Below are 25,468 nucleotides of genomic sequence, written 5' to 3' on the forward strand. Positions count from 1 at the left end.
GACCCAGATGATCCTGCAAGGGACCCAGCTGGAGATCGAATACGCTCGCGACACCATGCCGCGTGGGGTGTTGGGCATGAACGCGGCGATGATGGAGGACTACCTCAAGTTCATCGCTAACCGTCGTTTGTCGCAGATTGGTTTGAAGGAAGAGTATCCAGGGACGACGAATCCGTTCCCGTGGATGAGCGAGATCATGGACTTGAAGAAAGAGAAGAATTTCTTTGAGACGCGTGTGATTGAGTACCAGACCGGCGGCGCGCTGAGCTGGGATTGATATAAAAAATGAAAAAAGAGCTGCTACGGGCAGCTCTTTTTTTTGACAAAAATTCAGGATCGGATCAACAGCATGGAAATGCTTGTCTTCACACTTATCAGCATCGCCCTACTTTCCCTGGGAGCCTGGGGCATCCTGAGCGGAAGGCTTTACAGGAAACCGTTTACCCTTTATCTGATTGGATTCCTCTTGGCACTGGGAGGCGGATACATTGCCTACGGTCTGGATCTGGGATCTCAAAACGATACAGTTTCCACGTTTTTTACCCACCTAAAACTGGCCTCTTCCTTTGTCAGCTACACCATCGCGGCTGCAGGCGGTAGCCTCATTGCCAGCGGTATTGTCTTGAAAGCGCAGCACCAAGCAAAAAAAGATCACCTGAGGGCGAAAGCCTTCGTAGAGCTTATTTTGAAAAGCATCAGGATCATCCAATTGAGCGCCCAGGAGATACTCGATGATCCTGAAAGATTTCCGTTAGAACAGCAGGAAAAAAGACTTCAATACCTGCGCCAACGTTTTTTCGACCAGCAAATCGCATTGCGTGAAGCCACCGACCGACTGGAGCGCATGGAATACCTATAAAGTCGAAGCATTGCGGACTGCTTTTTTCATCAGCCCTCCAATGCTGTAGCCTTGTTCCCCAATTGCCGCCTGCGTTGTCATTGGTCCAAATGGCCGCTGTCATCGCTGAGGCGTGACTAAAATTATTAGATAGGACCGAGGCCTCCCCGTGAACCCAGACATGCTCGAAGCCGGCCCCGCTGACGCCAAAGTACTCTCCGTCTTTGACTTCGACGGCACCCTGACCCACCACGACAGTTTCGTCCCGTTCCTCAAGTTCGCCTTTGGCCCCGGCGAGTTCTATGGCCGGATGGTGAAATTGGCGGTACCTGGACTGCGGTTTTTGCTGCGCCAGATCAGCCGGGATGAGTTGAAGGCGCAGTTGATCCGCACCTTTATGACTGGGGTGGAAAAGGCGTGGGTTCAGCAAAAGGCGCAGGAGTATTGCCAGCGGTACTGGACCAAGTTGATGCGCCCCAGCGGCTTGCAGTCGGTGGCCGATGAAGTGAAATCCGGGGCGGTGGTGACATTGTGTTCGGCATCGCCAGCGCTGGTGTTGCAGCCGTTTGCGGATCGGCTGGGGATCAAGTTGATCGGCACTGAGCTTGAGGTGGTCGACGGCGTGTTGACCGGTAAGCTCACCGGGAATAATTGCCGGTGTGAGAACAAGGTGCTCAGGCTGGAAGCAGTGTATGGGGACCTGGGGGAATATCGGCTGCGGGCCTGGGGTGATACCCGTGGGGATCGGGAGTTGTTGGCGGCGGCGCAGGATGCGCATTTTCGGCATTTTCATGCGAAGAAGAAGCGGGCTCGGTTGCAGCGGTGATACTAGTGGGCGGGATCGGCAAGGAGACCGGGGCGATCCCGATCAATTGTCGCCGCTACCTGAGTCTCGTTCTTCAAATGCAGATCGCACCGCTTCCACTACCCGCTCGGCCAAGCGAGCAACTTCCAACTGCGGATACGCCTTCTTCAACTTCCCCGATACCTGCCAGCCATTTTCCTTTAGAGAGCGAATGACGCGGTTTGCATCTTGGTCCGGCATTTCCAGCACTTCTTTGAGCTGCTCTTGAGCGCGTTGAAAAATGACCAACACACGTGCTTCATCAGCCATTTCTGTAAGGACTGTGTGCGCCACAACCTGTGCCGTATACAAGACATGCTCGGTCAAGTCGGGATAGCGCCATGCGAATTGCGCATCCTCGTAGTCATCAAAGACCAAGTTGCTGCGGGTGCCGTCCTCGTAAACTACGAGTTCGCCAAACCGATAGGACGCGGCGTAGCGTTGCATGAAGGGCCGCGAAAACACCTCCAGCGTGCGATCGTAACGCACCCGGAAATCAATCGAACTTGTGATCGTGGCTGACACCGGCAGGATCACGCCATCAGGCACCGCGTTATCACGGATCAAGCTGTCGTTGATTAGAAAGCGATGGATCCGACCATTACCATCCCGCATTGGGTGGATGTACACGAAGGCGAAAGCAATGACCGCTGCCCGTACCAGCGACTCAGAGCCTCGAGTTGCTCGCTCGAATGCCTTCAAGCCATCGAGCAGCTGTGTGAGCACCTCATATTGCGGCGCAATGTAGTGCACGATGTCTTCGCGCATGGTTGCTTGCCCCACGAAGACTGGCGAGCGGCGCAAACCCAGCCCGAGCGCCTCTTCCCCCAAAATACCGGTTTGCAACGTGTGCAGGCTTTCGCTGCTCAACGGATCCTCAATATGGCCACAGTACTTGGCGATCACGTGGGCAAACCGCTGGATCCTGTCGGCTTTGTCTGCCTCTCTCTCGATCAAAAAGCTGGCACGCGACTCCTTGAACGTCAGCCAACTTGCGGTGCGCATCAGGATATCGGCGCCAAAGGCTTGGTTCAGTTCCCGCAGTGCCGCGCCCAGATCAAACTGCAACGCTTCTTGCACGGCCTCGGTACGGCGAATCAAGGGGGAGAACGCTGGTACGCCAGGAAGGTTATCGTTGATGCGCCAGCGCCGTATCCGTATCGGCTCAACACGGGTCAGGTAAAGTTGCGATGAAACTGCGTCGACATAACCGCCGTTAGTGACATCTGGCACGTCAAGATGCAGTCCGGTTAACCACTCGTACAGGAATCCGGTGCGGCGGGCATATTGACCAAAGGGTGTTTGCCGGCACCAGGCTTCGACCGGCGCAGGGCCGACTGCAGCAAACAGGCGAGCGAAAAATTCGAGGTGAATTTCTTCGTACTTGAGCCCAAACTCGAAATGTCCCGCAAAGTCGTCCGAGGGTTGATAGCTGATCGGGTACTTGCGCTCGACACGTCCATTGTTCTCGTGGCTCGTGCGTGTCGTAGCGATTACAGACTCGACGCGTAGGGGTTGCGCAAGCGCGATACGGTAGCGGTCAGCGAGTGCCTTAAAACCTACTTGCATTGTCGAATCCCCTAACGAGAGCTAAAAAACGATAACTATTGGGAGATAGTAGGCGAAAACGATAATGTCGAGGTTACGAAAATGCTAATGCGCACTCAAATTTGCTAATAAATCCACTATTCGCGTTGAAAACGCTAAATGTCTGAATAGGGGCGATGCGGGGTTGTGGGCTCGGGAGGGGCACTGAGTCGATCCCTTCGCAGCCTCGCTAAAGCTCGACAGCTTGCTCCCACATTTGATCTCTGTTGCTGGGTAGAGTGGTGTTTATGCCGTGGCTTTGAGGTCTACGCCCAGCGCAGTGGCGAAGGCTTTTACCATCGGGCTTCTGGGGGCGTTGTGACGCAGGATCAGGTTGAACGCGGTGCTCAAGTGGACATGCTCCGGGCACAGTGCGCGCAGGCGCCCTTCCCTAACCAATGGCGCGGCGTAATGTTGCGGCAGGAAGCCCAAGAACCGACCGGTGAGGATCAGGATCGCGACGGCTTCCACTTGTGAGGCCGAGGCGGACTGGCTGTCGTAGTTGACGAAGTTGGTCTTGTCGCGGTGGATCGCATAACGATGGTTCACCACTTCGTATTGGCGCAGGGCGTCGGGGGTGATGTCGCTCGCATTGAACAGTGGATGTCCTACAGCGCAGTAGGCGTGGGCCTTTTCTTCGTACAGCGGGAAGTAGTCGAACTCTTCACGACGCTGGTACACCGGCACAATTCCGACAATCAGGCGGCCTTCCACGACGCCGCGCTCAACTTCGTCGAGTTGCGAGGCATGTAGGCGCAATCTTATTTTTGGCGAGTCACCGTGTAATTTTCCCAGCGCAGCAATAAGCGGGGAGTTAACGTCGGACACGGTGTTATCAATTACGCCCACACTAAGGTCGCCAATAAGCTCGTTTTGCGCCGAACTAAGCTTGTCGCGAAAACTGTCGACCGAGGTAAATAACTCGATGGACGCTTGATACACCAGCTTGCCTTCTTCGGTCAGCCCAAAACCTTCCCTTCCCCGCGTGCACAGGCGCATGCCGATGCGGATTTCCAGGTCGGATATCTGTTTGCTGATGGCCGCCAGGCCTACATTGAGCTCATTTTGCGCAGCACTGAAACCGCCGGCTTCGACCACGGCCATGAACACGCGCAGCAATTTGAAGTCCAGCCCGCTCAGTTGCAGGGGCGGTCGTGTGCCGGGTTTTGGCGGTATGTTTCCAGAAGTGGAAAGTGGGGTTTCCATAATACGCGTTGACCTCTAGTGCCATATTCAACAGGCTTCAACCCAGTCCTTGAACATAGCCAGGCGGCGATAATGAACATAAACATCCGCCCTTGGCAACCTTGAATACGGCGCGTCAGACGCTGGTTCAGTCTAGTTGAAAACTTATTTTTACTGCCTCCGACTCTTCTAAAAACAAGCGTGAGGAATACCCATGTCTCAACCCACCGACCGCCTTTGGGGCGCTCGTTTCAAGACCGGTCCGTCTGCTGCATTGGCCGCGTTGTCCCGTTGCCCCGAGCGCTACTTTCGCCTGACGCCTTACGACCTGGCGGGCTCCCGTGCCCATGCCCGTGAGCTGCAGCGCGCCGGTCTGCTGGATGAGTCGGAGACCCTGCGCACGCTGCAAGCCCTAGACGCTATCGGCGCTGACTTCGCCGCCGGCAACCTGCATCCGACCCTGGATGACGAGGACGTGCACACCTTTATCGAACGCGTGTTGACCGAGCGACTCGGCACCCTGGGCGGCAAGCTGCGCGCCGGGCGTTCGCGCAATGACCAGACGGCCAACGACCTGCGCCTTTTCCTACGGGACCATGCGCGCACTATCACCACCGAGGTGCTGGGTTTGCAGCAAGCGTTGGTGGAGCAGGCTGAGCGGCACGTCGAAAGCATCTGCCCTGGCTTCACTCACTTGCAGCAGGCGCAACCCATCGTGTTCGCCCACCACTTGCTGGCTCACTCGCAGTCGATGCTGCGCGATGTGCAGCGCTTGGTGGATTGGGATGCGCGCACAGCCCTGTCGCCGCTAGGTGCGGCAGCGATGGCTGGTTCTGCGATTGCCCGTCAGCCGGAACACTCGGCCAAGGAAATGGGCTACACCGGGCCATGCGAAAACTCCATCGATGCGGTCGCCAGCCGTGACCACGTGGCGGAGTTCCTGTTTGTGGCGGGCATGCTCGGGGTGAATATTTCGCGCCTGTCGGAAGAGTTTTGCCTGTGGTCTTCGCGCCAGTTTCGCTGGGTGGTGTTGGACGATGCCTACGCCACCGGCAGCTCGATCATGCCGCAGAAAAAGAACCCGGATATCGCCGAATTGGCGCGAGGCAAGGCTGGGCGCTTGATCGGCAACCTGACCGGGTTGATGTCCACGCTCAAGTCGTTGCCACTTTCCTACAACCGCGACTTAAGCGAAGACAAGCACAGCGTATTGGACAGCGTGGATACCTTGTTGCTGGTGCTGCCGGCGATGGCCGGAATGGTCGCGACCATGAAGGTGCAGGTGGAAGAACTACGGCGTCAGGCGCCGATGGGTTTTACCTTGGCGACTGAGGTTGCGGATTGGTTGGCGACCCGTGGTGTGCCGTTCAAGGAAGCCCACGAGATTACCGGCGCGCTGGTACAGGCCTGTGAGAAGCATGAGATTGAGTTGTGGGAAGCCTCGCCGGCGATGTTGGCAGAGGTGGATGCGCGGTTAACCCCTGAGGTGCGCGACTGCCTGACGCTGGAGGCGGCGATTGCGGCACGCAGTGGTTGGGGTGGGACGGCGCCGGAGCGGGTTCGGGAGCAGATTGGGCGGTTGAAGGTGGCGTTGGCTGGGCAAAAAAAGTGGGCCGAGAGTTACCAGGGTTTCAGGATTTAAATCTGCGGTGTGTGGGCTGGCGCCTTCGCAGGCAAGCCAGCTCCCACATTTGAACCGCGTACAGCATTAGAGCGTTGTTAGTTTTTGGAGTAGCACCATGAACCAAACCCCGGCAGAGCGCTTGGAAGCCGAGCGAAAGTTGTCCGAGAACCAGTTCGATATCACGCAATACGAGCACGTGCCACGTCGCTATTACGGGCGAATGTTTTTCGCCACATTGATCGTGATCACACTGGCTGCGTTGTTGCGTGCGTTTGCCAATGGCCAGATCGAATGGTCCTACATCGGTCAGTTCCTCACGTCTGAGGCCATCCTGTGGGGCTTGGTGAACACCATCGTCATGTCAATCCTGGCCATGGCGCTGGGCGTGGTGATCGGGGTGATCACGGCGATCATGCGCATGTCGGCCAACCCGATCCTGCGTTATGTGGCCATCACCTACACCTGGCTGTTTCGCGGTACACCGCTGATTCTGCAACTGCTGCTGTGGTTCAACCTGGCGCTGATTTTCCCGGTGATCGCGATTCCTGGTGTGTTCAGCATCGACACCGTCGACCTGATGACGCCATTCGTGGCCGCCCTGCTCGGCCTGAGTATCAACCAGGGTGCATACACCGCCGAGGTGGTACGTGCCGGTCTGCTGTCCGTAGACACTGGCCAGTACGAAGCCGCCAAGTCCATCGGCATGCCGAGCCTGCAAGCGCTGCGTAGGGTAATTCTGCCGCAGGCGATGCGGGTGATCATTCCACCTGTAGGCAACGAGTTCATCAGCATGGTGAAAATGACCAGCCTGGCCAGCGTGATCCAATACTCGGAGCTGTTGCACAACGCGCAAAACATCTACTACGCCAACGCACGGGTCATGGAGCTGCTGATTGTGGCCGGCATCTGGTACCTGGCGGTGGTGACTGTTCTTTCATTTGGTCAAAGCCGCCTTGAGCGTCGTTTTGCCCGCGGCGCCGGCAAGCGTTCGTAAGTTTGGGTTGAGGAGATTTGCCCCATGAGAAGCATCGTCAAGGCCGTCAACCTGAACAAGTATTACGACCAGTATCACGCACTGCGGGACATCAATATCGAGGTCGAGCAAGGCGAGGTGATGTGCATCATCGGCCCGTCGGGTTCCGGTAAAAGTACCCTGCTGCGCTGCGTCAATCAGCTGGAAAAAATCGACAAGGGTGGCCTGTGGGTCGACGGCGAGTTGGTGGGTTACCGGGTGGTCGGCAACAAGCTGCATGAGATGAACGAATCGCAGATCGCCCGCCAGCGCCTGGCCACCGGCATGGTGTTCCAGCGCTTCAATTTGTTCCCGCATATGACCGTGCTGCAGAACATCATCGAAGGCCCATGCCAGGTGCTCAAGCGCTCGCCCAAGGAAGCCACTGAAGACGCGCTGGAGCTACTCGCCCGTGTCGGGCTGGCGGACAAGCGCAACGCCTACCCGGTGGAATTGTCCGGTGGGCAACAGCAGCGTGTAGCGATTGCCCGAGCCTTGGCGATGCGCCCCAAGTTGATGCTGTTTGACGAACCCACGTCAGCCCTCGACCCAGAGTTGGTAGGCGAAGTGCTGTCGGTAATGCGTGATTTGGCCACCACCGGCATGACCATGATCGTGGTCACCCATGAATTGGGTTTTGCCCGTGAAGTGTCCAACCGCATGGTGTTTATGGATGCCGGCCAGATTGTGGAAGCCGGTAGCCCCGAAGAAATTCTAATAAGCCCACAAAACCCGCGTACCCAAAGCTTTATTTCTGCCGTTCGCACTTAACTAAAAAACAAACGAGAACGCCCCCATGAAAAAATTGTTTATTCCAACGTTGCTCGCAGGCCTGATGGCCTCCACTGCAGTTTTCGCGGCATTGCCGGCGGCAATCAAGGAAAAGGGTGAAATCAGCGCGGCCATCGTGCCGAACTATCCACCGATGGATTTCAAGGACCCGGCCACCAACAAGATCACCGGCCTGGACTTCGACCTGGGCAACGCCCTGGCCGAGCGCCTGGGCGTGAAGATCAAGTGGCAGGAAACCGGCTTCGAACAGATGCTCAGCGGGCTGACCACCAAGCGCGTAGACATCGTGTTGTCGGGCATGTCCGACACCGCCGAGCGCCAGAAGGCTGTGACCTTTATCGACTACTTCACCAGCGGCCCGCAGCTTTACACCCTGGCCAAACGTGAAGACCTCAAGGAATTGACTGACCTGTGCGGTAAAAAAGTCGGCACCAGCCGCCGCACTACCTGGCCGTCGGAAATTGCCGCGTGGAGCAAGGAAAACTGCGAAGCCGCGGGTAAGCCAGCCATCGTAGTGATCGGCACCGAAGGCTCGGCGGATGCGCGGGCGCAGTTGCAGCAGAACCGTCTGGATGCGGCGATGCAAGGTAGCGAAACGATTCCTTACCTGATGTCGCTGGATAAAGGTAAGTACAAGCCAGTGGGCCTGGCGCTTTCCAAGCAGTTCACCGGGCTTGGGGTTGAGAAGAGCAACACGGAGCTGGTTACTGCGATCAGTGAGGCCATGCAGGCGATGATTGACGATGGCACCTACGGCAAGATCCTCAAGAAGTGGGATCTGGAGCAAGGTGCGGTCGAAAAAATCACCATCAATTCCGGCCAATAACACAATCTAAATGTGGGAGCGGGCTTGCTCGCGAATGCGGTGAGTCAGTCACCGAATATATTGGCTGACACACCGAATTCGCGAGCAAGCCCGCTCCCACATTTGATCTGTGTTGTCTCGAAGCTATAACAAGGACATCCGCCCCACCGTGGCCACCTACTCCCTGGTAATCCGCCGCCTGATGATCTGCTCGGTGACCATCGTGGTCAGCCGCGCCATGACCAGCCCGTTGCTGGCCTTGCTGTTGAGCACCCGCCTAGGCCTCAACCAACAGGACATCGGCCTGCTGATGGGCATCGCCGTGTTCATCGCCACACTGCTGGGCCTATACGGCGGCTACATCATCGACCGCCTGGAAAAGCGCAAGCTGCTGATCCTGGCCATGTTGTCCAGCTCCATAGGCTTTCTATTGCTGACTTTTGCCAGCAACCTCTACCTCACCACTTTGACCCTGGTGATCACCGAAGCGGCGTCTGCACTGTTCCTGATCGGCTCCAAAGCCATCATCAGCGAGAACCTGCCGGTGGGCGACCGGGCCAAGGTGTTTTCGTTGCGCTATACGCTGACCAACGTCGGCTACGCCACCGGCCCGATGGTCGGTGTGGTGATCGCCGGCCACATGCAACTGGCGCCATTTCTGATCGCCAGCGCCATCGCGTTTGGCAGCCTGTTCCTGATGATCGGCATCCCGCCCACGCAACGGGATGACAGCAACAAACCTTTGAGCTTCCTGACCACCCTGCGCACTTTGCGAAGTGATCGCACGTTGATCCTGTTCACCAGCGGCAGCCTGTTGAGCACCATCGTCCACGGGCGCTATACGCTTTATCTGTCACAGTTTCTGCTGGTGGCCTACAAGCCCGCCGAAGCGCTGAAAATTCTATCTGCGGTACTGGCGTGCAATGCCATCACGGTGATCTTGATGCAGTACCAGATCGGCCGTTTTCTCAAACGCGAGCAACTGCGTTATTGGATCGTGTTGGGTACTCTGCTGTTCATCTGCGGGTTGATCGGGTTCAGCCTCGCGGACAGCCTGGTTACCTGGTGCGTGGCAATGTTCGTGTTCACCTTGGGCGAGATGATCATCTACCCGTCGGAATTTCTGTTTATCGACACCATCGCCCCGGATGCGCTGCGCGGCAGCTACTACGGCGCGCAAAACCTGGCGGCCTTTGGCGGGGCGATGAGCCCGGTGATATGTGGGTATTTGCTGATCAATGCGGCGCCGACCAGTATGTTTTATGCGCTGGGGGCACTGACCGCGGTGGGCGGCTCTCTGTGTTTCTTGAGTGGGCGGCGCGTAGCAGGTTCTTGCTGATATTTGCGCTGGATCCCGCTATTAATAGCGAAACTTCTCACGGACCCGAGCCCCATGAAATTCGACACGGCCTACAGCTTGAGTCTCGATGAAAAACTGTCGATCTACGACGTAAGAGACCTGAATTTCGACGAAACCACTGCCTTTGACTCCGACAAAGACAGCTTCCTCTGCCCCAACGATGAATGCCGTGCCACGTTCGATACAGGTAATGCGCTGAGCACCTTCAACGCTAAGAACGTCAATTACCTGCGCACCCCACACTTCAAAAACAAGACCAGTACTCGGCACATCGACGGCTGCCGTTACGCCAGCACGCACAAGACGACGACCGGCGAAAACGACGACGAGCGTGAAGAAAATTTTCCATCGGAATGGTTGCTGACGCGACGACAGTACGAGCGTAAAAACCCTGTCGTAGGAACCGAAGGAAACGTCCCACTAGATCCGACGAAAGCACCTTCAAGCCGAATCTCCACTCCCCTGCCTGCCAGCGACACAGCCCCAGACAAAACCAGCGTGTTCGCCCACCCGGTGGAATGCTACGTGTCCAACATCGACGACAAGGACAAGCTCAAGTCCATGCCGTTGAAAATCGGCGACCACACCGCCACCTACTGGACGTTTTTCAAGAAGATCGAATACCTGCAAGACAACAAGGGGCTTATCTACTGGGGCAAGATCAAGGCGATCAAGGACTACACCAGCAGCTTTCGCATCGACTTCGAAAAGAAGGTGTGGCTCGACAGGAAGCCCTATTCGGTCAACGTCTACCTGAGCAAAAAACTCATCGAGAACTACCGCAAGCGCAAGGCGTTTCTGGAGCAGATCAAGGCAGCGGCAGACAGCGAGCGGCCGTTGTATTGCTTTTTCTATGGAGTAACGCCGGAACTGCAACAGGTACCGAGCAAGAAAAACCCCGATCAGACGTTCGGGGTGTTCAGCGCAAATATCGAAAACCTGGACCACCTGATTATTCGAGAGGCGCCAGGGGTGGAAGGCCTTTAATCAACTTGAGCACGTAACGATTGCCGATAGATGGAAGCGATCAAGCGCGGCCTTGCAGCGTTCAAAATAGAGCAGCGCAGGCACTGAGGAAAAATCCAGTTGATGAGCGGTCAAAACAACTGTACAAAAACACAGTATAGTTTGCCCTCCCCCGTCAAACCCTGGAGAAACCCCCATGTCCTCCCTGGCAATGAGCTCTTTCGTCGAACAGCAGATCGTCCTGCATCAATTCACCGCAAAACACAGTGTACAAGCCCGTGCGATGCTGGGCTGGAGTCGGGAAGACCTGGCCCGCCAGGCGGGTATAGCGGTGGATGCGGTGCAACGCTTTGAAAGCCACGCCGAGGTCGAAGATGAAACCCGTTTGACCCTGGCGTTTAGGCTGGAGGCTGAGGGGCTGGTGTTTTTCCCGGGGTTTGCACCGGGGTGGGGGATGAGTGTGCGCCGGTTTGACAGCGCACCCGCAGAGCCCGCTGCGCAAGGCATCATCGCTCGCTTGATCGGTCCCACAGGACCTCAGCCCAGTGAAGCTTAGCGCCCAGCACTCTCCGGCTTCTGAGTCCGGCGGTGTTCAGACGTATGACCAAGGCCACGAACTGCCTCGATGGCCTTGGGTGTAAACCGCGCCGTACTTTATGACTCAAACACTGGAAACAATCGCCACTGCATTCCTGCACGTTGAGATTTAAGTACGGTCAGTCGCTCTTTTCTGTCGTCTCAACCACTTCGTCTGCATTCACAAACTCTGGCGAGAAAGGTACGCCAGGCAGAAAGGCAGGTTCCCTGATCGCTTGCGACGCCTGTTCATAACCATAGGCAATCGACAGCAACGTAGCCTCGCTGTTACCCGTACCGTATAGGTGAAGCGCGGTGGGCATACCTTCATCATCCATTCCGGACGGTATCGATATGCCTGGATAGCCCGCCGCAGCGCTGAAGAAGTAGCTGTGGGACAGAAAGTTCGAGAGCATCGCGTCGAGCTTATGTTCCTTGAGCGGCTCATCAATGGTTTTCTGGAAAACCGGCACGATGTCTTCCCACAATTTTTCGCGTTGCTCTTGAGGCACGTCCAAGCCATTGATCATTTCCAGCAGCGCCTGGTCAGGATCTCCAGGCTGTTGGTCGCGCTTGTTGAACGCGATCAGTTCCGACAACGATTTGACCGGCAACCCGTTCCGGCCGGCCAAGTACCCTTCGAGCTGATGCTTGACGTCTGCAAACAGCGCATCGTTATAGCCCTCATAGGTTTCTTGCGAAACGCCATCATCCAATCGGCCTATCGGCACCAGAATCGCACCCTTGTCCTTCAATACCTCAAGCGCCTGCTCAAAGTGCTTCCTGTCCGCTCGTATTGCCGGGTTACGTGCATCGTCTGCAGACAACTCAGGCAAAGGCGTATAGCCGATTCGCTTGTCTTTTAACGCATCATCACGTAACCCATCGTCGTAGGTATGGGTTTCGGTCATGGCGTTGAGGGCTTGCGCCGCATCACAGATATTTCGCGTAAACGTACCGACTGTATCCATCCGGGAGCTGGTCATGACGCCCTCGGTGCTGATCAAGCCTGCCGTGGTTTTTAGTCCGAAAACGCCGTTATACGCTGCGGGGGCGATAATCGAACCATTGGTTTCAACCCCTAAGGCCAGCGGCACATGTCCTTGGGCCACTGCCACCGCAGAACCTGAACTTGAACCCGCTACCTGGCCACCTAACCGATGGGGATTGAGCGTCTGGCCGCCGCGTGAGCTCCACCCATCAGCCGGTGACTCAGACCGAAAGTTGGACAACTCGCTCATGTTGGTTTTACCCACGATCACTACACCCGCCCTCAACAAATTGTCGACGACCTTCGCATTCTTTGTTGCGGGCGCCCCCACCAACGCCTTGGAGCCTGCGCTTGTCTGCATGCGGTCTTTGGTTTCAAACACATCTTTGAGCGCTATCGGAACGCCGTGTAGATAACCGCGCACATGGCCCTTTGCACGTTCATGATCTCGCGCCTTTGCCTCTTTCCGGGCATCTGGGTTGGTTTCGACAAATGCGTTACCGCCTTGTAACCCCTGATCAATGTGGGCGATTTGCTTCAATGAGTCTTTAACCAGGGACTCTGACGTCACCCCACCTTGCCCAGCCATCTCTCCCGACATCTGGCAGGCACTCTTGAAGCCTTGCACAGGATTGGAAAGTGTCTGGAACAGGCCCGTTGCCCAACCCAAGGACGAAATTGGTCCAATCATGAAATGACCCTCTATTTGACTGAATGTTAGGGGTATCCATGGATAGCCCGGCACCAGTCTAAGAAGCCAACCACGCTGCGCCGTTGAGGCGAATCCTGCCGCCTGATCAGATCACTCTCTATCGGACGTGGGCATCAAGACGGCCTGTTGTAGTAGCTGGCGATAAACCTGCACCAGTGCCATCAAACGATCACCTGCCCAACGGGCGCCGTAAAACCAAAGCTTCGTTCCATCCACTAGAGACTCACACAACCCTGGGTACCCGCTCTTGCAGGCGCCGTGAAACGCAGCACTGCTACTTTCAGACACCACGGCGTCAAGACGATGTTCGCTTACGCATGCATCGATTTCATTTCGAGTCTGCAGGGTGAATTGATTGGCAGCGTCGCTGCGATGTGACTCCACCGGCACCAATAGCGCACCCGCCGAGCGCAGGGTATTCAAGGCCTGGAGGAACGCCGCACTGTGGCACATAGCCTCAGCTTCTCCAGCGCCCACATATTGGTGGGCAAACCCTATGCGCCAGCCAGCCAACGCCTGGACGGAGGTGAAGGTGCTGTTATTCAGCACTACGGGGACTTCCACCATCAAGGGGCCCTCGGGGTCGATGCCACTCAAGGCATTGAGTGACAATGCCGGATCACGGACAGTTTTCATCAGCGGCCCAGGCACATCGAGCCTGGGAACGGGGGGGCTCGTTACCGGATGTTCAGAAGCGTGGGGCGCAGCCCCGAACGCAATACCGCGTTTGCCTGGGCTCTCGTTCGTATTGTCGGAAAACGTCGACGGCGCAATGCAGTCTGAGGATGACGATGGGGCGCGCCCTGTGGGGCAAGGCATGTATGGACGCCAATATTTCCTACACTTTTCGTCCATCCTGAGCGACTCCCGAGAATTAGAATTCCCGGGATCATCGCACCGTCATCGTGCGCTTGTCGCAAGGTGGAAACACCTTGAAAATTCCTTTTTCCAGGGCAGCTGTTTCTTAGCCTACCGCACGATCTTCAACGCCTTGGGTCTCCACCGCCAACCACCACGCATGCCCACGCTCAGGTTGGTTCAAGCTGAACGCTTGCCCCATCGGCGGCGTGGTTATCGACACATTGCGTTCCCAGGCCAGGGCCATGATGCGGTCGAACGGCTCGTGCCAGGCATGGAACGCCAAGTCGAAAGTGCCGTTGTGAATCGGCAGCAGCCAGCGGCCCTTTAGGTCGATATGCGCCTGTAAGGTTTGCTCCGGCTGCATGTGCACGTGTGGCCAGTCGACGTTGTAAGCACCGGTTTCCATCAGGGTCAGATCAAACGGGCCGTACTGCTCGCCAATACGTTTGAAGCCATCGAAGTAACCGGTGTCGCCGCTGAAAAAAATCCGCCGCGCACCGTCGATCATCACCCAGGAACACCAAAGGGTCTGGTTGGCATCAAACAGCCCGCGCCCAGAAAAATGCTGTGCGGGCGTGGCAACAAAACGAATGCCATCGACCTCGGTGCCTTGCCACCAGTCCAGTTGCCGCACTTTGCTGGCATCCACACCCCATTTGATCAGAATATCGCCTACACCCAGCGGCGCCAGGAAGTAACGGGTCTTCGCGGCCAATTGGACGACAGCCTTGTGGTCAAGATGGTCGTAGTGGTTGTGGGAAAGGATCACCGCTTCCAACGGCGGCAGGTCTTCAAGGCTGATGGGCGGCTGATGGAAACGTTTGGGGCCGGCCCAACTGAATGGCGAGGCGCGCTCGGCGAATACGGGGTCGGTGACCCAGAACTTGCCGCGCATTTTCATCAGCACGGTGGAATGCCCGAGGCGGAATACGCTGTGATCAGGTGCCGCCATCAACTGCTCGCGGGTCAGCGGTTGCACCGGAATTTGCCCTACCGGTCGCGTACTGCGCGGTTTGTTGAATAGCATGTTCCAGAAGATACGCAGGGTTTTACCAAAGCCGCCGTGCTGCACGGGGGCGTCATTACTGAAGTGGCCTTGATCCTGTTCAGCAGGCTTGAGCGCCACAGGTGAAGGGTCGATACGCGATGAAATGGTGGCCATTATCAGGAGACTCCGTTGGTCCGCTCATAAATTACACTGCACAGTGTAGTTTCAAGATTGCAACAAAATTCGGAACAAGTAAACTACCGAGTGTAATTTTACCGAAAGAGACGAGCGCCACCCATGACTGCCCCTCGACGCCTCACCGACCGCAAACGCGAAGCCATTGTGGCTGCCGCCATCGCCGAGTTTCGCGATAACGGTTTCGAGGTCACCAGCATGGACAAGATTGCCGCCACCGCAGGGGTGTCCAAACGCACGGTGTACAACCACTTCCCCAGCAAGGAAGAGTTGTTCGCCGAAATTCTCCATCAACTCTGGGCCAGCAGCGTCGCGCAGTTGGATGTGAGCTACGACCGCAACCGCCCGCTGCGCGATCAATTGCGCGGGTTGTTGGAGGCGAAGATGCAGATGATGTCGGATGCCAATTTCCTCGACTTGGCTCGCGTTGCCATCGCCGCCACCATCCATTCGCCGGAACGTGCGCAAGACATGGTCAACCGTCTGAGCAAGCGGGAAGAAGGCTTCACCCAGTGGGTACGCGCCGCCCAGGAAGACGGCCGCCTTAGCGGCAACGACCCAGCATTTGCCGCCCACCAGATCCAAGGCATGCTCAAGGCCTTCGCCTTCTGGCCGCAGATTACCCTCGGTCAGCCTATTCTCGACGCCGCCAGCCAGGCCAGTGTGATCGAGTCGGCCATCGACCTGTTTCTGGCCGGTTATGAGGTTAATCCCCCTCCTGCGCAGTAAAACCCTGTTGTATGAACGACATTTCAGGTCGCTTTTGACGCATTCGCCCTCTGTTTTGCGCAAATGGCCTGAAAGGACACTGATTATTCCCACGCGAATCACTGACAATATTCACAGGTGTTATCCGATCAACGGTTACCTCGCGAACGCGTGTTGTCGTATCTGCAAAAAGAGTTGACCCAGGAATCTATGGAAAACAGACAAGGCAAAGGGCTTTCATTTGCCAGGCGCATCTACAGGCCAAGAATCATCGGCACAGCCATGTGCTGTATCAGTGTGATTGCCGCCTTGTCCCCGCTGGCAAAGCCTGACTGGGTCTGGGCATTGCTGTTGATCAATGGTTTTGTCTGGCCGCATCTGGCATATCAACTGGCGACTCGCTCCAAACTCCCCTACGACGCTGAACAACGCAACCTGGTGTGGGACGCATTATTCAGCGGATTTTGGGTGGCTACGCTGCAATTCGCCCCGTTGACCAGCGTCACCCTATTGTCGATGGTCTCCATGAACAACGTCGCTGCGGGCGGCAAGCGTTTGCTGTTGCGCGGTGCGCTGGCGCAAGCGTTTGGCGTGGGAGTGGCCGGCCTGCTGTTTGGCCTGGACTTCAACCCCGCGGTCAGCCTGACACAGGTCTACGCTTGCCTGCCCATGCTCACGCTCTACCCCATGGCCATCGGCTTGGTCTGCTACCAATTGGCGATCAAACTGTCGGAACACAAACGCGCGCTCAGCGCCCTGAGCCGCATCGACAGCCTCACCGGCCTGCTCAACCACGGCTCATGGAAAGATCTGCTGCAACTCAAGTTCCACAAATGCCAACAGCAACAAGGCCACGCCACCATTGCGCTGATCGACATTGACCACTTCAAGCGGATCAATGATACCCACGGCCATATCGTCGGTGACGCGGTGCTGCGCCAGTTGAGCCTGGAGTTGCGGAGCAGCTTGCGGGAAAACGACCTGGCCGGGCGCTACGGAGGCGATGAGTTCTGCGTGATTCTTCCGCAGATGGCCCTTGAGCAAGCTGCGCAGGTCATGGAGCGCATGCGCGAGAACTTCGGTAATTACCGCAACCCGCAAATCCCGGAATTGCGGGTCAGCCTGAGCATCGGCCTGGCCAGCTTTCAACCGTCGTTCACCGATGCGGCAATGTGGCTGAATGCGGCAGACCGGGCGCTGTACGCAGCCAAAGACACCGGCCGCAACCGAGTCAATGTCAGCGCAGAAATGGTCGCTCATTCCGCCTGAAGTTGTCCTATGACACCTCGTCTGATTTTTCCTACCCGTGCGCACGGCAATAGCATAATGCCGCCATTGGTCGCCTTGTGTGAAAAGTACCTGTTTCGGGGCCGAACTTCTGACACAACGCGCAACTCTGAACCCGTTGTTCCACTCCCTCTGTCAGCACCAGGAAGCTGACAATGAGCACGTCAACCGTAAGGCCCCAGCGCCCTACGGGGGCAGGCGACCTTGCATGGATAACCCCGACGCTTGCTTGCCCGAGCACCCGAACATGCCACTATTCAACGCCCACAAAAAAACCATCGCGACCCTTCACCACACAGTGGCCCAACAGGCCAGCCTGCTGGACGCCATCGAGCGCTCCATGGCCGTGATCGAATTCGATCTGCAAGGCAACGTGCTGCGGGCCAACGACAACTTCCTCAGCACCATGGGCTACCGCGCCGAGCAGGTCGCGGGCCAGTCTCACCGCTTGTTCTGCACCCCGGCGTTCGCCCGCAGCGCCGAGTACAACCAGTTGTGGTCGAACCTGCGCAATGGCCAATTCCAATCTGGGACCTTCGAGCGTGTTGCGGGCACTGGCCAGTCGGTATGGCTGGAAGCCAGCTACAACCCGGTGCGGGATGAGGCTGGCCAGGTGATCAAGGTGGTGAAGTACGCGATGGACGTCACTCCACGCCTGCAAGCCGAAAGTGAAGCCAACGCCAAGCTGGACGCCATCGGCCGGGCCATGGCGGTGATCGAGTTCAACCTCGACGGCACCATCATCACGGCCAACGCCAATTTCCTGCAGCGCATGGGCTACAGCCTGGCGCAGATCCAAGGCCAGCATCACCGCCTGTTCTGCCCAGCGGCAATCGCCAACAGCTCGGCCTACGGCGATTTCTGGCGACGCCTGAACCAGGGCGAAATGTTCAGCGGTCAGTTTGAGCGAGTGGATAAAAATGGCCAGACCGTGTGGCTTGAAGCCAACTACAACCCGGTGTACGACGCCAGCGGCCGCCTGTGCAAAGTGGTCAAGTTCGCCTCCGACGTGACCGCCATGGTGCAACAACATAGCGCCGATGCGGCGAGCGCAGCCCAGGCTTATCACATCTCGCTGACCACCCGGGACATTGCCGAAAAAGGCGCCGAAGTGATCCAGCAAACGGCCAGCGGCATGCGTGAAATTGCCGCCGACATCGACGGATCTTCGCAACTGATCGCCAAGCTGGGCGAGCGTTCGCAGCAGATCACCGCCATCGTCAACACCATTCGCGCGATTGCCGACCAGACCAACTTGCTGGCACTCAACGCCGCCATCGAAGCCGCGCGCGCCGGTGAACAAGGCCGCGGATTTGCGGTAGTGGCTGACGAGGTACGGCAACTGGCGGCGCGTACCAGCGGCTCCACCGCCGAGATCTCCAGCATGATCGCGATGATCCAGGATGAGACCCGCCAAGCCATCGACAGCATGGAGGGCACCCGCGACCGTGCAGCCCAGGGTGTTGACCTGGCCAACCGTGCCGGCACGGTGATTCTGCAAATTCGTGAAGGCACCAGCGACGCGGTACAGGCCGTCAGTGCCTTTGCCAACGAGCGTGGCGGCAACTGACCCGTTCTTCATGCGCCTGGCGGGGGGCTCGGTCTATAGTGCGAGATTGACTTCAAGCACAGGATCCGAGCCCGCCATGACCCCCGACAAGCCCGAAGCCGCACCCGTCGACCATTTGCGTTTCCACCGAGGCCACGCCCACCTGGCGCCCACCTTCGGCAACGATACGTTCGCCCTCAAGGCCGAAGCCTTTGCGCGCTTCTTCGGCACGCCGACCTTTCTCGGTGCGCAAACCGCCATCGTAGTGTTGTGGGTGGTGCTGAACATGACCGGCGTCACGCACTTCGACGTGTACCCATTCATCTTGCTCAACCTGGCGTTCAGCCTGCAATCGGCCTACGCCGCGCCGTTGATCCTGCTGGCCCAGACACGTCAAGCCGCCCGCGACAAAGCCCAGTCCGACGCCGACGCACAACATCGCGAAGCCCTGGCCGTGGCCAATACCGAGCGCCAGGCCCAGGCTGCGCAGACCACCAAACAGCTGCTTGAGTTGCTGGAACAGAACACCCGGCTGACGGAAATGACCAAGCAGTTGACCGAGCGCATCGAGACGTTGACGTGCGAGATGCATGAGCAGTTCGTGCGTAAAACCTGAAATCACACCAATCCCCTGTGGGAGCGGGCTTGCTCGCGAAAGCAGTGTGTCAGCCACTTAATTGATCGACTGACACTGCGCATTCGCGAGCAAGTCGAATCGTCGCACCGCCGCTCCCACATTTTGTTTCCTTGCTTTACTCACGACCGCATCTGCACATGCCTGCCCAATTCATCAAACAACGCCACCACCGAGCGCAAGGCCCGGCAGTCAGGCCGTGTCAGTAACCACAGCGCCGTATCATGCCCCGCCAACGCAGGGCCCAACGGCTGCAAACCGTCATCCAATAGAAAATTCGGTAGCGCCGCCACGCCCATCCCCGCCCGCACCAATTCGGTGACCGACAACATGCTGTTGCAACGATAACTGGGCCTCACACCCGGCAAGTGCTCACGCCGCCAGGCGACGGTGGGATGATCGGGGAGGAAGTCATCCGGGGCGATCCAGGCTAGGTCGGCTAACGCACCGCCCTCGTGCTGACGGGCGTAGGCAGGGCTTGCGCAGACCTGATAAGCCACCGACCCCAGGCAACGTCCTACAAGGTGCTCCGGCGGCGTCTTCGTCAGGCGTAGGGCGATATCCGCGTCGCGCCGGCTGAGGTTGGCAAAATCATTCGATGTGCTCAGCTCCAGGACAAGCGCCGGATATGCCGGCATGAACTGCGCCAAGGCGGGCAGCAGCAAGCCTTGTAACACCGAGTCGGTGCACGTCAGGCGCACCGTGCCGCTGATCACTTCGCCGCCCTGCTCCACGCCGATACGTGCTGCCTCCAAGGCTTGCTCGGCACGCTCGGCTTGCTGCGCGAGGTCTCTGGCCAGGCTGGTGGGCAGATAGCCGGCGCGGCTTTTTTCGAACAAGGTCTGGCCCAGTGCCGCCTCCAGGCGCCGCACCGCGCGGAACACCGTTGATACATCGACCCGCAATAACGCCGCCGCCCTCGCCAGGGTGCCCCCGCGTACCAGGGCAAGGATCAGCGACAGGTCAGGGTAGTCAATTTGATAGTGCGTTGCTGCATTGAACATATGGGCAAACGCCAATATTGATTGCGTGAACGCCAATCTATAGTGCGCCTCAGGACACAACAAGCCATGGGTCGCACGCAATGAAAAACACCCCGCTGCACCTCGCCTTGATCGGCGACTACAACCCCGACGTCACTGCCCACCAGGCGATTCCACTGGCACTGGAACAGGCCGCCGACAGCCTCGGTTTGACGGTCCACGTGCAATGGCTCGATACCGACACGCTGCCGCCCTCACTGCACGACTTCGACGGCTTCTGGTGCGTACCCGCCAGCCCCTACCGCGACACCGACGGCGCACTGCGCGCCATCCGTTTTGCCCGCGAGCACCGGCGACCTTTCCTCGGCACCTGTGGCGGGTTTCAACATGCAGTACTGGAATATGCCCGCAATGTACTGGGCTGGGCCGATGCCGAACATGGCGAACTGGCACCGCAGGCCACACGCGCAGTCATCACGCCATTGAGTTGCGCCCTGGTGGAAGCCACCGACACCGTGCGCCTGGTGCCCTACACCCGCATCGCCGAGGCCTACGGCACCCTCGATCTCAGCGAAGGCTATCGTTGCCGCTACGGCGTAAACCCCGAGTTCCTCGACGCCCTGCTGGAAGGCGATTTGATTCCCAGCGGCCATGATTCATCAGGGGATTTGCGCGCCGTGGAACTGCTCGACCATCCGTTTTTTGTCGCCACCCTGTTTCAACCCGAACGCGCAGCGCTCAAGGGCATCACGCCGCCGCTGGCGATTGCCCTGCTCAAGGCTTGCCAGGCGCTGTCGGCATGATCGCCCGCACACCAGCCGCCCCCTACTACGCGGTGATATTCAGCTCACTGCGCACCGAGGGTGACCAGGGTTACAGCGAGGCTGCCAGCCGCATGCTGGCGTTGGCACGTGAACAGCCAGGGTTTCTCGGGGTGGAATCGGCGCGTGAGGATGGCTTGGGGATTACCGTGTCGTATTGGGAAAGCGAGGCGGCGATTGTGGCGTGGAAGCAGCAGGCCGAGCATAGCGCGGTGCGTGAGCAAGGGCGGGCAACCTGGTACTCGGCGTTTCAGACGCGGGTGTGCAAGGTGGAGCGGGCCTACACCTTTAACGCAACATGAATGTGGGAGCTGGCTTGCCTGCTCCCACAATCGACCTGCGTCGTTTTACTCAGCTCACCAGACTGCGCAACGCACTGATCTGTGGAATTTCCACCCGGCGCATGTACACCCGCAACGGTTCGGTGATGTTGATACGGTCGTCGATATTCTGGTCCAGCAGCAGTTGGATACGCTCGCGCGACAGGGTCATGGCATGCTCGGGGGCCGGCAGCCAGACGAATTCGGCAGTGGGGATGATGCCGTCATCGGCCACGTCCATGCCGAAGGCGTCTTCACTGAAACGTACGATGTACTGGCCGGTCTTGCGGTTCAGGCCGACAAAACCATGGAGTTGGTCGGCGGCCTGGCAGATAAGCTCGGAAGTGATGCGCATGGTAAACCTCACTGAAAAGTCCCACCGGGACTGGAAAGATGGTTTACACGCGTGGCAGAAATTACTGCCCTCTAACGGGGCAGCTTCGGGCAAGAGTACTGCAATGCACTACAAAAAAACCGAGAAAATTGGCCCGCGCGCACGTTAATGTCGGTTTGGTGATAGCGCCTTTCGCAATCAATTGTTAAAAAGGACGCCTTCTCAAAGTTACCTCCACGAAAGGACTTCGCATATGCCTGTCACGTTTACCAAGAGCGCCCTGCTGCTCGCATTGATGCTGGGCCTTGGCCAAGCACAGGCTGCCGACCCCATCAGCCCGGCTGAATTGGCAACAAACGAAGGCATTCCGTACCCGGCGGTCATCGCCCATCGTGGCGCTTCCTATGACGCCCCCGAGTCCACCGCCGCAGCCTACAAGGTCGCCCGTGACCTGGGTGCCGACTACCTGGAAATGGACCTGCAACGCAGCAAGGACGGCGTGCTGTTCGCCCTGCACGACAACAACCTGCAGCGCACCACCGACGTGGCCACCAAGTTCCCCGAGCGCAAAGACGCCCCGGCCAACGAATTCACCTGGAAAGAACTGCAAACCCTCGACGCCGGCAGCTGGTTCAACGCCGCCTACCCTGACCGCGCGCGCCCAGGCTTCGTGGGCCTGAAGATCCAGAGCCTGGACGACATTATCAAGATCGCCGAAGGCAACCCGCAGCACAAACCCGGCCTGTACATCGAGACCAAAGAGCCCAAGCAATTCCCGGGCATCGAAGCCGACCTGAAGAACAAGCTGCTGGACAAAGGCTGGCTGAGCTCCGCCGGCTCCAAGCTGGGCAAGAGCAACACCGGCGTCGGTCAGGGCCGTGGCCGCGTGGTGCTGCAGACGTTTGAAAAAGACAGCCTGAAAGAGCTGCAGAAAGAAATGCCCAACACCCCGAAAATCCTGCTGTTGTGGGTGGGTGCTGGCAGTATCGAACCGAAGTCCACCCAAACCTTCGCTGAATCAGGTGAAGCGACCAAGGCCGCCTACTACGCCAAGCAAGAGCCAAAAGACGCCGCCGAGTTCGAAAAATGGGTCGACGAAGCCAAGAGCCTCGGTGCGATCGGTACCGGCCCGTCGGCTGAGCTGACCAACCATGGCGACCAGAGCTACACCGACCTGGTCAAGCCTGAGATGAACAAGCTGACCCACGATAAGGGCCTGCTGGTGCACGTCTACACCGTGGACGAGCCTGTGGACTTCCAAAAAGTGATGAGCGCCGGCGTCGATGGCATCTTCACCAACCGCGCCGCCGAGCTGTTGAAGTTCTACAAGCGCTGGCCGTCGTCCAGCGTGCAGGACCTGTTGAACGACTATAAGTACTGAGTGAAGGCCCAATGGTCAGGCCGCCTGTGGTTGGGGCGTGACTACGGCCTGATCGTCGGCGAGCTGGGGCGCACTGCGCCCCATGCGCACTACGCACACCAACTGATGTGCAGCTCCGGCGTACCGATCACGGTGAGCCTGGACGGCCAGGTCACCACGGCCCGGCGCCTGTTTATCCCTTCGCGGCAGACCCATGCCATTCTCGATTCCGAGGGTGAAGTGACGGTGTTGTATGCCGAGCCTGCGGTGTTTGATATCGCCCCCTTGCTGCATCAGGACCTGTCTCTGGAGGCATTGCGCCAACTGCCCCGGCGTAGCCTGGGTGATCCGCGCCTGGAACGTGCCCTCGCCGCCCTGGACCAGCAACTCAGCGGTAAAGTGTCAGCGCAGGCCTTGGCCCAGGCCGCGCATTTGTCGTTGAGCCAGCTGGAACGCCTGTTCAGCCATCAACTGGGTTTACCGGTGCGCCGCCTGGTGCTGTGGCGCCGGTTGCGCGTCGCCCTGCAATTGGCACTCGCCGGCAGCACGTTGACCGACGCGGCCCACGGCGCGGGCTTTGCCGATTCGGCGCACTTTTCGCGGACAATGAAGCAGCTATTTGGCGTCACGGCCGCCGCGTCATTGCGTCAGCTGGATGTGCAACTGTTAGCGTAATTGCTCTGGCAGTGATGGCTCCTTGCTCAGGCGCACAGGCTTGAACGGGTCCAGCATCTGCGCCCCATACGCCACCGGGAAATCCGGGCGGCTGCCAATCCCCAGGTCCCCTGGCCCCATGCGATAACCCTCGCGGTAATACGCCGTGCCCAGCAGCCAGTCCCACAGGTTGAAAAACAGCCCAAAATTCACATCGCCCGCACGGCCGTATTTCATATGGTGAAAACGATGCACCGGCGCCCACGCGAATACCCAACGCAAGGGCCCCACGCGCATGTCCACATTGGAGTGCTGCAACAGCAACTGAATGGCAATCGCCAAGGCCAGCAACTGCGCCACGTCCAACGGAATGCCCAGCAGGATCAACGGCAGCAGCCCAGCAGTGGCTTCGAGCATCTGGTGCAAAGGGTGTTTCATCAAACCGTTGAACCCATACAACCGTTGCACGCTGTGATGCACCGCATGCAAGCGCCACAGCGGCGCGATGCGGTGGCTGGCGTAATGCATCAGGGTGATACCGGCGTCGGCGAGCACGATGGCCAGTAACAGTTGCTCCGACAGCGACCAGCCCCGTGGCCAGACGCCTTCGACCGCCAGCAGTGCGGTGAGCCCTGGCAGGATCAGCAAGCCTGCGGCATTCAGGCTTTCGTTGACCAGCGCATGCAAGGTGTCGCGCCGACGATCGCCCAAGCTGCGGTTCCATTGCCGCTCGTAGGGCAGCCATTGCTCCATCAGGAACGACACCCCTACCGCAACCACAAACACCAGTACCAGCCAGTGCGGCTGCCAGATACCCCACCCAATAAACCCCAGCAGAAATGCGGGCGCGTAGACCCAACTCACTAACCGTTTCATCCCGAGTCTCCCTTTAAATGAGGACTGAGCATGCGATCCGGCGCGCTTGGCGGATTGAATAAACTGCGCAACTGCTTGAAATAATTAAGGGTGAGTTAAGTTGTGCTGGCTAACCTGAGGCCACTTAAACAGTTCACCTCAGAAGGACACACACCATGAAAACCCTGACCGCATTGTTCGCCGCCACCGCCCTGACCCTGACCGCCGGCCTCGCCCAAGCGGACGTTCGCCCGGACCAGATTCCGAGCCTGCTCAAGTCCGGTGCGGTCAAACCCTTCGAACAGCTCAATGCTGATGCCCTGGCCAAACATGCCGGCGCGACCATCACCGACACCGAGCTGGACGACAAGGCTGGTCGTCTGGTGTACGAAGTCGAAATGCGTGATACCAGCAACGTGAAGTGGGAGGTGAAACTCGACGCCAAGACCGGCGAAGTGCTGGAAAACAAGCAAGACACGTGAGTTCAATCCCCGAAAAACCGCGCCACCCCAGGGTGGCGCGTTTTTTTTGTGGGCGCTCGTCGGCAAGCCGTAGGAAAAACACCTCAAAAATAAATGAAACTACACCTACCTAACGCAAGGTCGTTAGACTTCCAGGCATCAGCCA

27 protein-coding genes are annotated in these 25,468 nt (G+C 58.2%); 19 read left to right on the plus strand and 8 right to left on the minus strand.

Going from position 1 to position 25,468, the window contains the following annotated elements; translation table 11 throughout:
* From HF257_RS19925 to HF257_RS19935, 3 genes are all read left to right on the plus strand, one after another.
* A partial coding sequence (locus HF257_RS19925; RefSeq protein ID WP_185707844.1) for a ribonucleotide-diphosphate reductase subunit beta occupies positions 1 to 277 on the plus strand: 277 nt, incomplete at its 5' end.
* Positions 278 to 349: 72 nt separating this feature from the next.
* Positions 350 to 859: a hypothetical protein gene (locus HF257_RS19930; protein ID WP_185707846.1), complete on the plus strand. Its 510-nt coding sequence runs from the start codon at positions 350 to 352 to the stop codon at positions 857 to 859.
* Between the two features lie 160 nt (positions 860 to 1,019).
* The gene (locus tag HF257_RS19935) at positions 1,020 to 1,664 is read left to right on the plus strand and encodes an HAD-IB family hydrolase (protein ID WP_185708202.1); all 645 of its coding nucleotides are present in this window, start codon (positions 1,020 to 1,022) and stop codon (positions 1,662 to 1,664) included.
* A gap of 42 nt (positions 1,665 to 1,706) precedes the next feature.
* On the opposite strand, the gene HF257_RS19940 is transcribed toward HF257_RS19935, so the two are convergent.
* Together HF257_RS19940 and HF257_RS19945 are read right to left on the minus strand one after the other, a co-directional pair.
* Positions 1,707 to 3,251, minus strand: coding sequence for a Fic family protein (locus tag HF257_RS19940; protein ID WP_185707848.1), 1,545 nt, complete (start codon positions 3,249 to 3,251; stop codon positions 1,707 to 1,709).
* A 264-nt stretch (positions 3,252 to 3,515) separates the two neighbouring features.
* Positions 3,516 to 4,475, minus strand: coding sequence for a LysR family transcriptional regulator (locus HF257_RS19945; RefSeq protein WP_185707850.1), 960 nt, complete (start codon positions 4,473 to 4,475; stop codon positions 3,516 to 3,518).
* A gap of 193 nt (positions 4,476 to 4,668) precedes the next feature.
* Here HF257_RS19945 and argH point away from each other — a divergent pair, with 193 nt between their 5' ends.
* From argH to HF257_RS19980, 7 genes are all read left to right on the plus strand, one after another.
* Positions 4,669 to 6,096, plus strand: a complete 1,428-nt coding sequence (argH, locus tag HF257_RS19950; protein WP_185707852.1) for an argininosuccinate lyase — start codon at positions 4,669 to 4,671, stop codon at positions 6,094 to 6,096.
* A gap of 97 nt (positions 6,097 to 6,193) precedes the next feature.
* A complete protein-coding gene (locus HF257_RS19955) occupies positions 6,194 to 7,072 on the plus strand; it encodes an amino acid ABC transporter permease (RefSeq protein ID WP_185707854.1) in 879 nt (292 codons plus the stop codon).
* 24 nt (positions 7,073 to 7,096) lie between these two features.
* A complete protein-coding gene (locus HF257_RS19960; RefSeq protein ID WP_016974699.1) occupies positions 7,097 to 7,861 on the plus strand; it encodes an amino acid ABC transporter ATP-binding protein in 765 nt (254 codons plus the stop codon).
* A 25-nt stretch (positions 7,862 to 7,886) separates the two neighbouring features.
* Positions 7,887 to 8,708 carry an ABC transporter substrate-binding protein gene (locus HF257_RS19965; RefSeq protein WP_185707856.1) on the plus strand — a complete coding sequence of 274 codons (822 nt, stop codon included), beginning with the start codon at positions 7,887 to 7,889 and terminating at the stop codon, positions 8,706 to 8,708.
* A 148-nt stretch (positions 8,709 to 8,856) separates the two neighbouring features.
* Entirely contained in the window at positions 8,857 to 10,026 is a 1,170-nt protein-coding gene (locus HF257_RS19970; RefSeq protein WP_185708203.1) for an MFS transporter, read from the plus strand.
* Positions 10,027 to 10,080: 54 nt separating this feature from the next.
* The gene (locus tag HF257_RS19975) at positions 10,081 to 11,034 is read left to right on the plus strand and encodes a hypothetical protein (RefSeq protein WP_185707858.1); all 954 of its coding nucleotides are present in this window, start codon (positions 10,081 to 10,083) and stop codon (positions 11,032 to 11,034) included.
* Between the two features lie 175 nt (positions 11,035 to 11,209).
* Positions 11,210 to 11,569: a helix-turn-helix domain-containing protein gene (locus HF257_RS19980; RefSeq protein WP_185707860.1), complete on the plus strand. Its 360-nt coding sequence runs from the start codon at positions 11,210 to 11,212 to the stop codon at positions 11,567 to 11,569.
* 160 nt (positions 11,570 to 11,729) lie between these two features.
* Here the strand turns inward: HF257_RS19980 and HF257_RS19985 are convergent, their stop codons facing one another.
* The 3 genes from HF257_RS19985 to HF257_RS19995 all read right to left on the minus strand — a co-directional run bounded on the left by HF257_RS19985 (position 11,730) and on the right by HF257_RS19995 (position 15,315).
* Positions 11,730 to 13,181: an amidase family protein gene (locus HF257_RS19985; RefSeq protein WP_185708204.1), complete on the minus strand. Its 1,452-nt coding sequence runs from the start codon at positions 13,179 to 13,181 to the stop codon at positions 11,730 to 11,732.
* Positions 13,182 to 13,382: 201 nt separating this feature from the next.
* Positions 13,383 to 13,928: a hypothetical protein gene (locus HF257_RS19990; protein ID WP_233081397.1), complete on the minus strand. Its 546-nt coding sequence runs from the start codon at positions 13,926 to 13,928 to the stop codon at positions 13,383 to 13,385.
* A gap of 328 nt (positions 13,929 to 14,256) precedes the next feature.
* Positions 14,257 to 15,315 carry an MBL fold metallo-hydrolase gene (locus tag HF257_RS19995; RefSeq protein WP_185707862.1) on the minus strand — a complete coding sequence of 353 codons (1,059 nt, stop codon included), beginning with the start codon at positions 15,313 to 15,315 and terminating at the stop codon, positions 14,257 to 14,259.
* 123 nt (positions 15,316 to 15,438) lie between these two features.
* Between HF257_RS19995 and HF257_RS20000 the strand changes: the two genes are divergently transcribed.
* The 4 genes from HF257_RS20000 to HF257_RS20015 all read left to right on the plus strand — a co-directional run bounded on the left by HF257_RS20000 (position 15,439) and on the right by HF257_RS20015 (position 19,496).
* Entirely contained in the window at positions 15,439 to 16,065 is a 627-nt protein-coding gene (locus HF257_RS20000) for a TetR/AcrR family transcriptional regulator (RefSeq protein ID WP_185707864.1), read from the plus strand.
* Positions 16,066 to 16,254: 189 nt separating this feature from the next.
* Complete coding sequence (locus tag HF257_RS20005) at positions 16,255 to 17,313, plus strand: diguanylate cyclase (RefSeq protein ID WP_185707866.1); 1,059 nt, start codon at positions 16,255 to 16,257, stop codon at positions 17,311 to 17,313.
* Positions 17,314 to 17,539: 226 nt separating this feature from the next.
* Positions 17,540 to 18,901: a methyl-accepting chemotaxis protein gene (locus HF257_RS20010; RefSeq protein ID WP_185707868.1), complete on the plus strand. Its 1,362-nt coding sequence runs from the start codon at positions 17,540 to 17,542 to the stop codon at positions 18,899 to 18,901.
* A 76-nt stretch (positions 18,902 to 18,977) separates the two neighbouring features.
* Positions 18,978 to 19,496 (plus strand): DUF1003 domain-containing protein, encoded by a 519-nt coding sequence (locus tag HF257_RS20015; RefSeq protein WP_185707870.1) that lies wholly within the window; start codon positions 18,978 to 18,980, stop codon positions 19,494 to 19,496.
* A gap of 140 nt (positions 19,497 to 19,636) precedes the next feature.
* On the opposite strand, the gene HF257_RS20020 is transcribed toward HF257_RS20015, so the two are convergent.
* Positions 19,637 to 20,518, minus strand: coding sequence for a LysR family transcriptional regulator (locus tag HF257_RS20020; RefSeq protein WP_185707872.1), 882 nt, complete (start codon positions 20,516 to 20,518; stop codon positions 19,637 to 19,639).
* Between the two features lie 80 nt (positions 20,519 to 20,598).
* Here HF257_RS20020 and HF257_RS20025 point away from each other — a divergent pair, with 80 nt between their 5' ends.
* Complete coding sequence (locus HF257_RS20025; protein WP_185707873.1) at positions 20,599 to 21,300, plus strand: CTP synthase C-terminal region-related (seleno)protein; 702 nt, start codon at positions 20,599 to 20,601, stop codon at positions 21,298 to 21,300.
* On the plus strand, positions 21,297 to 21,620 hold the full coding sequence (locus HF257_RS20030; protein WP_185707874.1) for an antibiotic biosynthesis monooxygenase family protein: 324 nt from the start codon (positions 21,297 to 21,299) through the stop codon (positions 21,618 to 21,620). The genes HF257_RS20025 and HF257_RS20030 overlap by 4 nt, the downstream gene beginning before the upstream one ends.
* A 49-nt stretch (positions 21,621 to 21,669) precedes the next feature.
* On the opposite strand, the gene HF257_RS20035 is transcribed toward HF257_RS20030, so the two are convergent.
* Entirely contained in the window at positions 21,670 to 21,993 is a 324-nt protein-coding gene (locus HF257_RS20035; protein ID WP_185707875.1) for a DUF2025 family protein, read from the minus strand.
* Between the two features lie 232 nt (positions 21,994 to 22,225).
* Between HF257_RS20035 and HF257_RS20040 the strand changes: the two genes are divergently transcribed.
* Both HF257_RS20040 and HF257_RS20045 read left to right on the plus strand, forming a co-directional pair.
* Positions 22,226 to 23,353 (plus strand): glycerophosphodiester phosphodiesterase family protein, encoded by a 1,128-nt coding sequence (locus tag HF257_RS20040; protein ID WP_185707876.1) that lies wholly within the window; start codon positions 22,226 to 22,228, stop codon positions 23,351 to 23,353.
* Positions 23,354 to 24,007: a helix-turn-helix domain-containing protein gene (locus tag HF257_RS20045; protein WP_185707877.1), complete on the plus strand. Its 654-nt coding sequence runs from the start codon at positions 23,354 to 23,356 to the stop codon at positions 24,005 to 24,007.
* On the opposite strand, the gene HF257_RS20050 is transcribed toward HF257_RS20045, so the two are convergent.
* A complete protein-coding gene (locus tag HF257_RS20050; RefSeq protein WP_185707878.1) occupies positions 23,999 to 24,862 on the minus strand; it encodes a sterol desaturase family protein in 864 nt (287 codons plus the stop codon). The genes HF257_RS20045 and HF257_RS20050 overlap by 9 nt on opposite strands.
* Before the next feature lie 155 nt (positions 24,863 to 25,017).
* Here HF257_RS20050 and HF257_RS20055 point away from each other — a divergent pair, with 155 nt between their 5' ends.
* Complete coding sequence (locus HF257_RS20055) at positions 25,018 to 25,323, plus strand: PepSY domain-containing protein (protein ID WP_185707879.1); 306 nt, start codon at positions 25,018 to 25,020, stop codon at positions 25,321 to 25,323.
* Positions 25,324 to 25,468 lie beyond the last annotated feature (145 nt).

The organism is Pseudomonas cremoris (genome assembly GCF_014230465.1).